The following is a 15,149-nucleotide window of genomic DNA, read 5'->3' on the forward strand; positions in this document are numbered from 1 at the left end:
CTTAATTGTCTTACTTTTTCTCCTTTCTTTTCTCTGTCTAACCCTTATATCTTCTAAAATAAAAAACCCTCTAAAGGCTCTTTTCTTCTGCCTTCAAAGGGTATTGTTTTTTCTTTTTTTATTCTTTTTATTTCCTTTTAACTAATCCTTTTTGAACCTCTTTTATTTCGATTTTCTTGTTTCCAGTTAAGCTTTCAAGGTATTTTTTCGTGTTTTATGTATCTTTACAATTATTTTTTTATTAACTTAGCTACATTTTCTACGTGTGCTGTATTTGGGAACATATCCACTGGTTGAACTTCTAAAGTTTTATAGCCATTCTCTTCTAATATTGCTAGATCTCTTCCTAAAGTACTTGGATCACAGCTTACATATACTATTTTTTTAGCATCTATATTTGTTATGGCATCTAGTAATTTTTTATCGCACCCTTTTCTTGGTGGGTCTACTACTACCACATCAGCTTTTACTCCATTATTTATTAAGTCTGGAATCACCACTTCTGATTCTCCAACGAAGAATTCCACATTCTCTACTTTATTTTCCTTTGCATTTATCCAAGCATTATCTATAGCCTGTGGAATTATTTCTACTCCATAAACTTTTTTAGCTTTTTGTGATAGGAATAATGTTATTGTTCCTGTTCCACAATATGCATCAAAAACTTCTTCATTTCCTGTAAGATTTGCATATTCTAAAGCCTTACCATATAAAACCTCTGTTTGAGTAGGATTTACTTGGAAGAATGATAATGGAGATATGTTGAATCTAAAGTCTCCTATGTAATCTGATATTGTATCTTCTCCCCATAGAGTTTTACTTTCTAAGCCTAATATTACATTAGTTTTCTTTGAGTTTATATTTTGTATAACACTCTTTATTCCAGGAATATTTTTAACCATTAAGTCTACAAACTCTTCTTTATGAGGAAGTTTTTCTCCATTTGTAACTAAGACAACCATAACCTCATTAGTTGTAAAACCTCTTCTTATCATTATGTGTCTTACTATTCCCTTTTCATCATACTCACCATCTACATTATATGGTCTTATATTAAATTTCTCTATCCACTCTCTAGTAAGTTTAACAACCTTATCTCCTATTTCATCTTGAATTAAGCAAGATTCCATGTCGATAATATCATGACTTCTTGGAGCAAAGAATCCTATTTTAACCTCTCCATTAATTAACCCTATTGGTAACTGAACTTTATTTCTATATCTCCAAGGATTCTCCATTCCTAAGGGATATTTAACTATGCTAGGATCTAACTTTCCAATCTTACTAACACAATCCTTAACTCTATCCCATTTAAAATCTAATTGTGCCTTGTAAGAAGCGTGCTGAAGCTTACATCCACCGCATCTTTTATAAATAGCACAAGTCGGATTAACTCTTTCCTCTGAAGCCTCTAATACTTCCATAAGTTTTCCATAAGCAAAATTTTTATTAACCTTAACTATTCTTACTTTAACCTTTTCGCCCTTTAAAGCTCCCTCAATAAAAATTGGGTATTTATTATCAATTTTAGCTATTCCTTCACCCTCATATCCTTGAGAGATTATATCAAAAATATATTCTTTATTCTTTTCAACCATCCACCAAAACTCCCTTATGTATATTTAATCATATATTCTATATGTTTTATTTCATAATAACTAACTTTTAAAGTTTATCATATGAAATTACCTTTTACAACGCACTATTAATAAGCTTTTTCTTAATACTTCTTGTTATACCTTTTGATAAGCTAAATAATTAACTTTAAGTCTAATTCTAATAACGTTTCTTATATAAGTGCCCTTTAAAACTATAAATTTTACTAATCCAATCTCAGATTCTTCTCTTATAAACCATAATCTTTATTATATGCTCTAAAGCTTTTTCTACTAGATTAAGTTAAAATACTCTTAACTTCCTCACCAATCATATTTATTCCCTTTTCTATTTCTTCCTCTGAAAGCCTTGTAAAGCCAATCCTTAAGGTATTTCTCTTATCTCTACCTTTAATATTATATCCATCTAAAGAAAACACTCTATTTTCTTTTTCTAAGTAAAGGTCATTATCTATATAAAATAAATCTCCAGGCATAAAAAGAACTCCTCTATCATAACATCTTTTTAAAAGATCTCTTGTATCAACACCTTTTATTTTTAAGAACATATAAAGTCCACCTTCACCCCAAATTTCTGCCTCTTTAATATATTTTTCTATGACACTCTTGGTAAATTTATATTTTTCCTTATAAACTTTTCTAACTTTCTTAATATACTTTTCAAAGGCTCCACTTATCATGAAATCATAAAGAATTCCTTGGTCTAAGAAGGAAGTGTGGATATTTCTACATCTTTTTACGCTTTCTAATACCCCTATTATTTTCTTATCTCCATATACCCAACCTATTCTTAAACCTGGAAATAATATTTTAGAAAAACTTCCTATATATATAACTCCATTACTTTCTCTATCTAAGGATGCTAAAGGAATAGTTGGTGAACTTTCATATAAAAGCTCCTCATTAAAACCATCCTCTATAATAGGAATACCAGCATCTTTTAAAATATTATAGACCTCTTCTCTCTTTTTAATAGATGCCACAACTCCTGTTGGGTTATGATATGAGGGAATTAAGTAAGAAAATTTAATATTTTCCCCAAATTTTTTAATTTTTTTATTTAAATCCTCTATATCCATACCATCTTTGGTCATTTTAACTCCAATAATATTTAGTTTGTGAGTTTTCATTATTTTTAAAGCTGTGTTATGGGTTGGATTTTCACAAAGTATATAATCTCCCTCTTTTGTAAATGCAGAAAGCATCATATCTAGTCCTTCTGTAAATCCATTAGTTACTATTATTTCTTTTTCCTCTGAATAAGCTCCCTTTTCCTTCATATAATCCTTTAAATAATCTATAAAAGGTTTATATCCCACAGCATAACCATAATTAACTATTTTATGTTTTTCTAAGGCAATTCTATTAGAAAAGGATCTCTTTAACTCCTCAATATTAAAAAGATTTCCTGGAGGAGCTATGCTTTTAAAAGAAATCATTCCTTTTTCCCACTTCTCTTCACTTTTTATAATATCTAAACTTTCAGCTAAGACTCCATATTCATTAGTTTTATACTTCCAATCAATATTCCACTTATTATCCTCTTTAATTTCAGAGTTTTCTTTTTTCATTGATGAAACTTTATTAGACTTTTCATTAGAAAATTCTTTTTTTACAAAGGTTCCCTTACCTTTTATGGTTTCAACAAAGCCTTCACTTTCTAAAATTTCATAAGCAGACATAATAGTATTTCTTCCTATTGATAAAATACTGCTAATCTCCCTTGAGGAAGGCAGTTTACTTCCTTCTATTAAAACGCCCCTATTAATAAGCTCTCTAATATACCTTGCTATTTGTATATATTTTTTCTCATTTTCATTAAAAGTTAAATTCTTAAACATAACTTCCTCCAAAGTAAATTCATAAAAAACCTTTCTTTTAGGATAAAACTTATTTTTAATTACATAATTTTAAAAATCAAATAAAATCTCTTTTTAATCCACGCTTTCAACATTAAACTAAATAAATTCTATCATATATGTTTTTATTCAAACAACTATATCCATTCATAGATTCAAATTCCAGTATAAATAAAAGCATTTTTACACATTATATATACTGTTGGTAGATCCAACAAAGAGGTTCTTAATTTAAGGAGGAATTTATTATGAAACATAATTCAAGTATCGGATGTATAGTTGATGAGTGCAAATATCATTGTAAAGATGATAATTATTGTACTTTAGACAAAATTGAAGTTGTAAAGCATACTGCTGATGCTTCTTCTACAGAATGTACTGATTGTGGAAGTTTCGAAAGAAAATAATAAATTTTCACTCTAACACTAAAAAGGAGGCTATGTTTTAGCCTCCTTTTCCAAATTTTTATGTTGAATTATATTATTTTAAGCCTTAATTCATTAAATCTCTCACCAAAATTTTACAACTTAATTTTTTTCTATTTTAATTACATAAATGAAGAAAATAAGCTTTAAATTCTTCTAAAACTTTTTAATTACTATTACTATTTTAATTACATAAGTGGAGCAAATACTCTTATTATAGATCTTAAAATTCTAGTAGGAACTTTAACCTTAGCACAATCTTCTAAAGTTATTCTTTGACATTTTTCTAAAGTTTTTAAGAAATCATCTTTTATCTGTCCTACTGATTTAGTTTTATATAGCCAAACTCCACATTCAAAGTGAAGATATAAACTTCTATAATCCATATTTATAGTACCTACTATTCCTATTTCATCATCAGAGACAAAGGTCTTTGAGTGAATAAATCCTGGAGTATATTCATATATCTTAACACCAGATTCTATAAGCTGAGGATAATAGGCCCTTGTAACTATATGAGCATACCATTTGTCCTCAATATGAGGAGTAACTATTCTAACATCTATTCCACTTTTAGCAGCAAGAGTAAGTGCTGTAACAAGCTCATTATCAATAATAAGGTATGGAGTATTTATATAAACATAGTCCTTCGCCTTATTTATAATATTTAAATATACATTTTCTCCTACTATTTCATCATCTAAAGGACTATCTCCATAAGGTTGAACATATCCATCACTTTCAAATTCATCTTCATGATGAAAATATGGGTAATATTTTTCATATTTCTCTTTTCCTTCACTATAGAAATTCCATATTTGCAGAAACATAACTGTTAAATTCCAAACAGCATCACCCTTTAACATTATTGAGGCATCCTTCCAATGTCCAAATCTAACAATTTCATTTATGTATTCATCAGCTAAGTTTATTCCCCCAGTAAATCCAGTATGTCCATCTATAACAGTTATTTTTCTATGATCACGGTTATTCATCCTTAAGGATAAAAGGGGTACAAAAGGATTAAATACCATACATTTAATTCCCTTAGCTTCTAAAACTTCATTATACTTATATGGTAAAGTGCCTAAACATCCCATATCATCATAAACAAATCTAACCTCTACCCCTTCTTTAACCTTTTCCTCTAATATTTCTAAAATAGAGTTCCACATAACACCTTCATGTACTATGAAATATTCCATAAATATGTAGTGTTTTGCTTTTTTTAACTCTTCCTTTAACCTTTCAAAAAATATTTCTCCAGGAGATAAATACTCTGTAGTAGTATTTTTATATACTGGGAACTGAGAGTAATCAGCTATGTACCTTGATTGATTAGCTATACTTTTGTCTTGTTCTTCTAGCTCATCTAAAACTTTTCTATCATTATATAATAAATGTGCCGTTTCATCATAAGAAGCTTTTATTTGTTTTCTAAATCTTTTGCTTGTCTTATTTCCCCCAAATATTAAATAAAATAATCCTCCAAAGACAGGAACTAATAATACAGGAACTGCCCAGGCTAATTTATAGGATGGATTATCTTTTCTACTAACAATATAAACAAACACTACCACACTAATAAAGATAAATAGAAAATATACATATATAAAATCTTCGCTTACTTTCCATATAGCTCCCATAAGTATAACAAACTGTATGAATATAAGAAATCCAACTATAAATGCTCTACTTAGTAGTTTTTTCAGAAACTTTTCCATTTAATCCTCCTTAAACTTATGAATCTAATTTACCTCTTTAATTTTTTAATATTAAAAATTCTTCCCCTTAACTCTTTCAAAGAATGAGATAACTAATAAATTAGTATCTAATATTAATCAATCGACCCTAGATTTAATTCTAACACTAAAATTATCACCTCTAAACTAATATAATATTAGTCCATTAACTCCCATCCCTTTATAGCTACCTTATAATAGAGCCATCTAGGTGTAAACTTACTAACAAAATATAAAAATTTATTACAAAATCCAGGAATAACTATTACCTTTAACTTCTTATTTATATTTTTTAAGCTTATTTCCACTACTTCTTTTGTACTCATCCATCTTACAAAGCCCTTATTTTGCAATTTACTCTCTTCCATGTTTAATTTACTATGAAAGTCTGTTCTAGTAAAACCAGGACAAAGGCATTGAACCTTTATATTATTCTCTAAAAGTTCCATAGCTAAACATTGAGTAAAACTTATTAAGAAAGCCTTTGTTGAACAATACATTGCTGAACTTGGAAATACGTTAAATCCAGCCATAGAGCTAACATTTATTATGTACCCTTTATTATTCTCTTTCATCTTTCCGCTTAAACTATGACAAAGTTTCATAGTAACTAGCATATGAACCTTTGCCATATCATATTGCTTACTATATTCATCCCTTGTAAAGGAATCATCAGCTCCATATCCTGCATTATTCACTAAAAATTCTATATTATCTTTTTTCTCTAATCTTTTTATAAAATCATCTAGTTTATTATCATCAGTTAAATCTAAAATTTCTACATAGGTCTTAACCTTAAAATTATTCTCTATTTCTTCTGCAACAGCTTTAATTTTATCAACTCTTCTACCTATTAATATTAAATCATATCCTTTTTTAGCTAATTGAAAAGCATATTCTTTCCCTATCCCACTAGTTGCTCCAGTAATTACAGCTATCTTACCTAACTCATTCATTTTACTCCCCCTTATATTTCACAAATAATTAAACTATTTTTTCATAACCCCTAACAGATTCTAAATATCAAATTTAAAATAATAACTTATTTAAAATATTTATTTTCTTATATCTTTTTACTTAATACAAGATTTTTATCACCATACTATATAGATATATATAATTTTTTCTTTAATTACTTACTATAAAATATCATTTATTTAATTAATTTTAAAGTGATTTATATTAATTTCTTAAGAATATATTTTATCATATAAAAAAAGCTAGAATCTAAAATTGAATATTTTAGTTCTAGCTCCTAATAATTATTTTTTATAAAAAGTTTCACATTCAGTTGAAGTAGATGTTGTGGCTTCTGGTCCAAAAACTTGTATATCAGTAGAAGTACAAGTCATTCCAACATTATATGTACAATTCATAGCATAGCATTTTATCTTATGGTCTACATCTGCTTGACTATCTAGTGCTTGCATTATTGTTCCAGCATAATTAGTATTAAATGCACTTTTAATTGCATTAACAAAAGTTCTTGGTGCAAAGGTATTACAACAAGTTTCTTGTTTATTCTCTGCACTCTCTCCGTCAACTTCAATGGTCAAAGCTGAACACATTCCATTAATGTAATTAACACAATTATGAGCTGAACATGCTAATCTTGTCATATTCAAACCCTCCTCAAAATATTATTTGAGGTTATTTTTTGTATTTACCTTAAATTTATACTATAAAACTATATTAATCTAGTAAATGTGAAATACTCACTACTTATAGAAGATAATAGAATTCTCTCAAATTAAGTTAAAAATAAATATTATAAATGATCTATAATAATCTTTTTTAAATTTTAACTTTATTTTTAATTTATAATTTTAAATAAAAAAAGAAGCACTCGATGGTATCAGTCATCAAGTACTTTTTTATCTTGGAATCAGTTGCCATTTGATTCTACTTATATTATTTCATAAGCACTATCTAATATACACTATTTTCTTTTACTTGTCATAAAAATATTGTTAACTTTTTGTAAACTATATATTTTTATATATTTTATTTAATATAATTTATTTTTATCTTTATTTTCTTTTAAAATATTTACATTTTTAAACTTATAAAGTTTTATTAACATTTTATTAACAATTAAATCTATTTAAAATCTACTCATTTTTCCATTTAAGATTATAATATTTTATCTAACTTTATAACCTTTTAAAATTTATATTTTTAATCAATAAAAATATAAACCAAAAAATTTTTATATTAAACAACAAAAACATACTCTCATAAATATTTAAACAATGAGAGTATGTTTTCATAAAAAAAATAGGTAGAATAATCTACCTATTTTTATAATCAGTTATAAAATTATTTTACAACTTCAACTTTTACTATGTTAGTGTTTCCTTCGTTAGCTGGTACACCTGCAACAACTACAGCAGTGTCATTAGCTTTAACGAATCCAGCATTTTTAGCTATTTCAACAGCGTTTTCCATTGTAGCATTTTCAGCAACAACTGGGTAAACTCCGAAGCATAAAGCAACTTTCTTAGCAACTCTTTCATTTGGAGTTACAGTAACTATTGGTGCATCTGGTCTGCATTGAGATATTCTCTTAGCAGTAGCTCCTGATTGAGTTAATGAAACTATAGCAGCTGATTTTAACTCGTGTGCAGCATTACAAGCAGCTCTTGAGATAACTCCTGGTACAGCTGGTATGTGTTTTTTAGCTTTTGATGAAGCTAATTCGTAGCTTAACATTTCTTCTGATTTAGTAGCTATTTTAACCATAGTCTCAACAGCTTCTACTGGCCAGCTTCCGTTAGCTGACTCACCACTTAACATGATAGCATCAGTACCATCTAAGATAGCGTTAGTTACGTCTGAAACCTCAGCTCTTGTTGGTCTTGGGTTTCTCATCATTGAGTCTAACATTTGAGTAGCAGTTATAACTGGTTTTCCAGCATTGTTACATTTTTCGATGATCATTTTTTGAACTGAAGGAACGTCTTCCATTGGTATTTCAACACCAAGGTCTCCTCTAGCTACCATGATACCATCTGAAGCTTCGATGATAGCATCTATGTTATCAACACCTTCTTGGTTTTCGATTTTTGAGAATATTTGTATATCAGCTCCACCGTTAGCAACTAATACTTCTCTTATAGCTTTAACGTCTTCTGCTTTTCTTATGAATGAAGCAGCAACCATGTTAACGCCCATTTCACAACCGAATATTAAGTCAGCTCTATCTTTATCAGTCATAGCTGGTAATTTTATTGATACTCCAGGAACGTTAACTCCTTTGTGAGTTCCAACTAATCCAGTGTTTCTTACTACACATTTAACAGCGTTTCCTTCTATTGATACAACTTCTAATCCAACTAAACCGTCGTCTATTAAGATAGTATCTCCAGCTTTAACGTCTTTAGCTAATCCAGCATATGTAACTGAACACTTAGTAGTGTCTCCTATTACATCTTCTGCTCCAGCATATATAGTAAATTCAGTTCCAGCAGTTAATTCAACTTTGCTTGGCTCGAATTTTCCAGTTCTTATTTCAGGTCCTTTAGTATCTAATAATATAGCTACTTCTTTACCTAATTTTTTTGATATTTCTCTTACTTTAACCATTCTTCCTTTATGCTCTTCATGGTCACCATGTGAGAAATTGTGTCTTGAAGCGTTCATACCTGCTTCGATTATTTTTGTTAAGATTTCTTCGTTTTCACTAGCTGGTCCGATAGTGCATACTAATTTTGTTCTTCTCATTTAAAAAACACTCCCTCGTAAAAAAATTAACCCTAAGTTTAAAAATATATAATAAATAATAAATTAAAAAAATTTATTATGTCATTAACTAAAATTATTTGTTTATAGCGTTAGCCATTTCGTAAAGACTTTCGTCAAAGCTTCTTTCTATATCTAAAGCTTCATCTATATCCATATCGAATATTTTGTTTTCTTTAATTCCTATAACTTTTGAAGTTTTTCCTTCTAATAAAACTTCTACAGCTTTAGATCCCATTCTTGATGCTAATACTATATCATCAGCAGTTGGTGATCCACCTCTTTGGATATGACCTAAAATTGTAGCTCTAGTTTCTATACCAGTTACAGATTCTATTTCTTTAGCTAATTCAGCTGATCCTCCAACTCCTTCAGCAACAACTATTATGCTGTGAGTTTTTCCATTTGATCTACCTTCTAAGATAGTTTTGATTAATTCATCTTTATCAAATGGCATTTCTGGAACGATTATAGCTTCTGCTCCACCTGCGATACCAGCATATAAAGCAAGGTCTCCACAGTTTCTTCCCATAACTTCTACGATAGATACTCTTTCGTGTGAAGTTGATGTATCTCTTAATTTGTTTATAGCATCTACTACTGTGTTTAATGCAGTATCAAATCCTATAGTGTAATCTGTGTAAGATAAGTCGTTATCGATTGTTCCTGGTAATCCAACAGTCTTAACTCCTAATTTTGAAAGAAGTTTAGCTCCCATGAATGATCCATCTCCACCTATAACTACTAAAGCTTCAACACCGTAAGCTTTTAATATTTGTGCAGCTTTTTCTCTTACTTCTTCTTGTTTGAATTCTAAACATCTAGCAGTTCTTAAGATTGTACCACCTCTGTTTATGATTTCTGAAACAGATTTTCTATCCATTTTGAATAGTTCTCCATTTATTAATCCAGCGTACCCTCTTTGAACTCCCATTACTTCAAGTCCATGGTGTAAAGCCATTCTTGTAACTGCTCTTAAGGCAGCGTTCATTCCTGGTGCATCTCCACCACTTGTTAAAACAGCAATCTTTTTCATAATATTTTCCTCCTCTACACCACTTGGGACAAACTAAGTCCCAACAGTGTCAAATATTACCCACATTTTTAAGATATTATTTATATATGTTAAATGTTTATCAATTTTAAACTCTTTAAAAATTCATCTCAAAATTTAAATACCCTATGTAACTTTATTAATACTATTCTACCACAATTAATTGTACTTAAAGTAGTGCTTATTTTCAACCTTTTTATGTAGAATTAAAGAAAAAAAACTCGGTATATGATAATTTTTTCAATTATTATTATGCTCTAAAATCTTTTTAATATTTAATTAAATATAAAAAATTCTAAGTTAAATTTCACTATATATCTTACTTAAAACAAATCATAAATTTTAATATAATAAATTTATTCACTTATTTAAAAAAATTTTTATTTTTTTAATTTTAAGAAAATTTACAAATTAATTTTAGCACTTTTTTAAAAAAAGTCCACTTTTAAAAAGACTATTACTAGTGCTTCGATTAAAATATCTCCCTCAAACTCAATAAGTAATCGTTAATACCCATTCTATTAAAAAAATATTTTATGCTCTAGTTTTCCTTCTAAAGTGGACATTCATTTCCTATTTTATTTAGTTTTAACAAATTTTAAATTTAATATTATAAGATTAAATTTAAAATTTCAATCTCACTCAAAATACGGAAAAATTTATTTTAACTCTGAATTATAATATTATCCTTCAACTACTTTTACATTTCCTTCTCCAAATTTGTTAATTAAAAAGTCTATTACATCTGTATCTAAATCAACCCACATATCTCTGTTTAATCTAAAAGATGCTTTTTCCTTTGCTGCAAATATATAAACTGGAGAATCACCTTTATATTGTGATAATAAAACTCTTAAAGGCTTAACTATCATATTAGCTTTTTCTCCATCTTCAACCTTTATATACACCTTTGAAGAATTTATTAATTCTAGTGGTTGTATATCTTCACAAAGTATTTTTGGCTCCTCATCTTCCTTTAGAGAAACTCTTCCCCTTATTAAAACAAAGGAGTCCTCATTTACTAGTGCATTACATTTTTCTAAGGTTTTAGGGAATATAACACATTCTAAATAGCCAGTTAAGTCCTCTACCTTTGCAAATGCCATAAGAGTATTATTTCTAGTTACCTTTCTAGAAACATTAGTAAGAATTCCCCCTATAATTACTCTAGTTCCATCAGTTAAAGAACTGTCTACAACTAAATCTTCTAATTCAACATTCTTTTGCTCATTTAAATTCTTTTGAGCTTCTATTATTTTTTCTATAGTTATTGATGTTTGCTCCTTTAAAGGCTTTTCATAATCATCTAGTGGATGACCACTCATATAAAGTCCTGTCATTTCCTTTTCCATAGCAAGCATATATTTCTTGTTGAATTCCTTTATGTTTGGGTATCTTATTTCTAAGTTTGATTCACTCTCTTCTTGAAGTGCTCCAAACAATGACATTTGCCCATCTATGTTTTTCTTTCTCTGAGAATATACTCCATCCATTATTTTTTCAAAAACAGATAGTAATTGTGATCTATAAACCTTTAAGCTATCAAATGTACCAGCTTTTATTAAACTTTCTACTGATCTTTTATTTACAATACTTAAGTCTATTTTATTGCAAAAATCCATAAGGGAAGTGAATCTACCCTTTTCATCTCTTGATTTAGCTATGTTTTCTACAACATTTACCCCTACATTTTTTATAGCTCCCATACCAAATCTTATAGTATCACCCTTAACTGTAAACTTAGTATAACTCTCATTTATATCTGGTGGTAATACCTGAATTCCAAGCTTTTCTGCACTTCTTATATATTCAGATACCTTATCACTGTTACCCATAACAGAGTTAAGCATAGCAGCTAAAAACTCTACTGGATAATATCTCATAAGATAAGCTGTCTGGAATCCTATTACGGCATAGGCAGCAGCATGACTTTTGTTAAATGCATAGGATGCAAAGTCCATCATGGAGTCAAATATTTTATTAGCAGCCTCAGCTGAAATACCATTTCTTAAGCAACCTGGAACCTCTATATTTCCATTTTCATCTTCAATTCCATAAATGAAGTTCTTTCTCTCTTCTTCCATGACCTTATGCTTTTTCTTAGACATAGCTCTTCTAACAAGGTCACTTCTTCCCATGGAATATCCTGCTAATTTTCTAACAATCTCCATAACCTGCTCTTGGTAAACCATAACCCCATAGGTTACATTTAATATGTTTTCAAGTTCAGGAACTATATATTCTACTGACTTTGGATCCCTTTTACCACTTATATATCTTGGTATTTCTGCCATAGGACCAGGTCTATATAATGATATTCCCGCTATGATATCCTCTAAACAATCTGGCTTAAGTTCTTTCATGAAAGAGGTCATTCCTGCTGACTCTAACTGGAATACCCCTACTGTATTTCCTTCACCAATCATCTTATAAACTTCTTTATCATCAAAGTCTAAGTTATCTAAATCTATGTCCACTCCTCTGTTATACTTGATCATATCCACAGCATCACGCATAACAGTTAAGGTTCTAAGACCTAAGAAGTCCATTTTTAATAAACCAAGTTCCTCAAGGGTTGTCATATCAAATTGAGTTACAATTGATTCATCATTTTTTTGAAGTGGCACATACTCAACTAAAGGCTGAGAAGCTATAACTACTCCAGCAGCATGAGTTGATGAATGTCTTGGAAGCCCTTCTAGCCTTCTACTTACATCAATAAGCTCCCTTACTCTATCTTCACTTTCATAAATTTCTTTAAGCTCTGGATTTAAATCTAAAGCCTTATCTATAGTTACCCCAAGAACTGTAGGTATTTGTTTAGCTATTCTATCAACCTCTGCATAAGTGTAATTCATAGCTCTACCTACGTCCCTAATACAAGCTCTCGCTGCCATTGTTCCAAAAGTTATAATCTGTGATACATTGTCGTGACCATACTTTTCAACAACATAGTCTATAACCCTTTGTCTTCCCTCATAACAGAAGTCAGAGTCTATATCTGGCATACTTACTCTCTCCGGATTAAGGAAACGCTCGAAGAGTAAGCTGTATTTCATAGGATCTATTTTTGTTATTCCTAAGGTATAGGCAACTAAGGCTCCAGCTGCTGATCCTCTTCCTGGGCCAGTTGGTATTCCATTATCATTGGCATACTTAATGAAATCCCAAACTATTAGGAAGTAATCAACATACCCCATTTGCTTAATTACTCCAAGCTCATATTCAAGCCTTTCAATATCTTCTTTTACCTTCTCATTATTCTCACCAATTTCATAAACCTTATCTATATCATATATTCCATTTTCCTTAAGAGGCTTAAGTTCTTCTAATCTATCTATAAGGCCATCAAAGCAAGTCTTTCTTAGATATTCAAAGGGCTCTACCCCTTCTGGAAGTGGGAACTTTGGAAGCTTTGAAACATGGAATTCATAATCAAAATTACATTCTTCTGCAATCTTTAATGTATTTTCTAAAGCTTCTGGAACGTAATCAAACATATCCCACATTTCCTCTGGTGATTTTAAATAGAATTGGTCAGAGGGGTATCTTCTTCTATTTGGATCATCCACAGTTTTTCCAGTTTGTATGCACATAAGTATGTCATGTGCCTTTGAATCTTCCTGATTTATATAGTGAACATCATTTGTTGCAACTAAAGGAATATTAAGCTCTTTAGCTAATTGTATATTTACCTCATTAACCTTTTTTTGCTCTTCTATTCCATGGTTTTGAAGTTCTAAGTAAAACCCATCCTTAAATGTATCTCTATAGAATATTGCAGCTTCCCTTGCTTTATCTATCTTTCCATTTAAAATAGCTTTTTGAACTTCTCCTCCAAGACAAGCACTTAAAGCTATTATTCCCTCTGAGTGTTCTTTTAAATATTCTCTATCAATTCTTGGTTTATAATAAAAGCCTTCAATAGATGCTACAGAAACAATTTTCATAAGGTTCTCATATCCCTTTTCATTCTTAACAAGAAGAACTAAGTGATACGTTTTATTATCTTCATCATTGCTCTTTATCTTTCTAGACTTAGGCACAACATAAACTTCACATCCTAAGATAGGTTTTATTCCTTCAGCCTTAGCTTCTTTATATAAGTCAACACATCCATACATAACACCATGGTCAGTTAATGCTATACTTTCCATTCCAAGTTCCTTTGCCCTTTTAATAAGTGGCTTTATCTTTCCAGAACCATCAAGCAAACTATACCCAGAGTGCAGATGCAAGTGACAAAACTTCTTATCCCCCATTTTCTTCACATCCTTTCATCTAATATTGTTTATATAAAATATTTTTAATCATATATAAAATGCTATTTTTTAAGTTTAAATCTTAAAAATAATCTCTATTTTTTTATTAAAGCAAACACTTAAAAGTTATGTTTTAAATTAAGTGTAATATATTAATTTTACCATATTAAAGAGAAATACACTAAGAAAACTTTATTGTATTAGTTCTAATTATTAACCTCTTAAGAAAAAATAATCTTTTTATAAAAATATACCCAATTTACCATATTAATTCTAATTATTGTTTCTTAAAATTCTAATTTATATGGTGAAATTATCAACCTAATAATTTTTAATAGAGCTTAAAACCAGTTAAGTTTTAAATAATATTAAAAACTTTTTATTATTTGTAAATAAAATAAAAACACCCATTTTTTTATGGAACAATTCTGTATAATTTACTCTCTAATA

9 protein-coding genes are annotated in these 15,149 nt (G+C 29.2%); 1 reads left to right on the forward strand and 8 read right to left on the reverse strand.

Annotation, left to right across the window (positions count from 1 at the left end):
* Positions 1-230: 230 nt before the first annotated feature.
* On the reverse strand, positions 231-1,598 hold the full coding sequence (gene rlmD, locus QP548_RS11450; RefSeq protein WP_061426280.1) for a 23S rRNA (uracil(1939)-C(5))-methyltransferase RlmD: 1,368 nt from the start codon (positions 1,596-1,598) through the stop codon (positions 231-233).
* A gap of 296 nt (positions 1,599-1,894) precedes the next feature.
* On the reverse strand, positions 1,895-3,457 hold the full coding sequence (locus QP548_RS11455; RefSeq protein ID WP_061426279.1) for a PLP-dependent aminotransferase family protein: 1,563 nt from the start codon (positions 3,455-3,457) through the stop codon (positions 1,895-1,897).
* A gap of 266 nt (positions 3,458-3,723) precedes the next feature.
* Here QP548_RS11455 and QP548_RS11460 point away from each other — a divergent pair, with 266 nt between their 5' ends.
* Positions 3,724-3,882: a DUF1540 domain-containing protein gene (locus QP548_RS11460; protein ID WP_075808039.1), complete on the forward strand. Its 159-nt coding sequence runs from the start codon at positions 3,724-3,726 to the stop codon at positions 3,880-3,882.
* Between the two features lie 206 nt (positions 3,883-4,088).
* Here the strand turns inward: QP548_RS11460 and cls are convergent, their stop codons facing one another.
* The 6 genes from cls to QP548_RS11490 all read right to left on the reverse strand — a co-directional run bounded on the left by cls (position 4,089) and on the right by QP548_RS11490 (position 14,699).
* Positions 4,089-5,624 carry a cardiolipin synthase gene (gene cls, locus QP548_RS11465; protein WP_061426278.1) on the reverse strand — a complete coding sequence of 512 codons (1,536 nt, stop codon included), beginning with the start codon at positions 5,622-5,624 and terminating at the stop codon, positions 4,089-4,091.
* Positions 5,625-5,800: 176 nt separating this feature from the next.
* Positions 5,801-6,598, reverse strand: a complete 798-nt coding sequence (locus QP548_RS11470; RefSeq protein WP_061426277.1) for an SDR family NAD(P)-dependent oxidoreductase — start codon at positions 6,596-6,598, stop codon at positions 5,801-5,803.
* A gap of 306 nt (positions 6,599-6,904) precedes the next feature.
* Entirely contained in the window at positions 6,905-7,261 is a 357-nt protein-coding gene (locus tag QP548_RS11475) for a DUF1540 domain-containing protein (RefSeq protein WP_061426276.1), read from the reverse strand.
* Positions 7,262-7,961: 700 nt separating this feature from the next.
* Positions 7,962-9,365, reverse strand: a complete 1,404-nt coding sequence (gene pyk, locus QP548_RS11480) for a pyruvate kinase (RefSeq protein ID WP_075808041.1) — start codon at positions 9,363-9,365, stop codon at positions 7,962-7,964.
* A 94-nt stretch (positions 9,366-9,459) separates the two neighbouring features.
* On the reverse strand, positions 9,460-10,419 hold the full coding sequence (gene pfkA / locus QP548_RS11485) for a 6-phosphofructokinase (protein WP_060796198.1): 960 nt from the start codon (positions 10,417-10,419) through the stop codon (positions 9,460-9,462).
* Positions 10,420-11,120: 701 nt separating this feature from the next.
* Positions 11,121-14,699 carry a DNA polymerase III subunit alpha gene (locus QP548_RS11490; RefSeq protein WP_061426274.1) on the reverse strand — a complete coding sequence of 1,193 codons (3,579 nt, stop codon included), beginning with the start codon at positions 14,697-14,699 and terminating at the stop codon, positions 11,121-11,123.
* Positions 14,700-15,149: the final 450 nt, after the last annotated feature.

The sequence above is a fragment of the Clostridium sp. UMB9555A genome, assembly GCF_030222355.1.
GTDB lineage: Bacteria > Bacillota > Clostridia > Clostridiales > Clostridiaceae > Sarcina > Sarcina perfringens.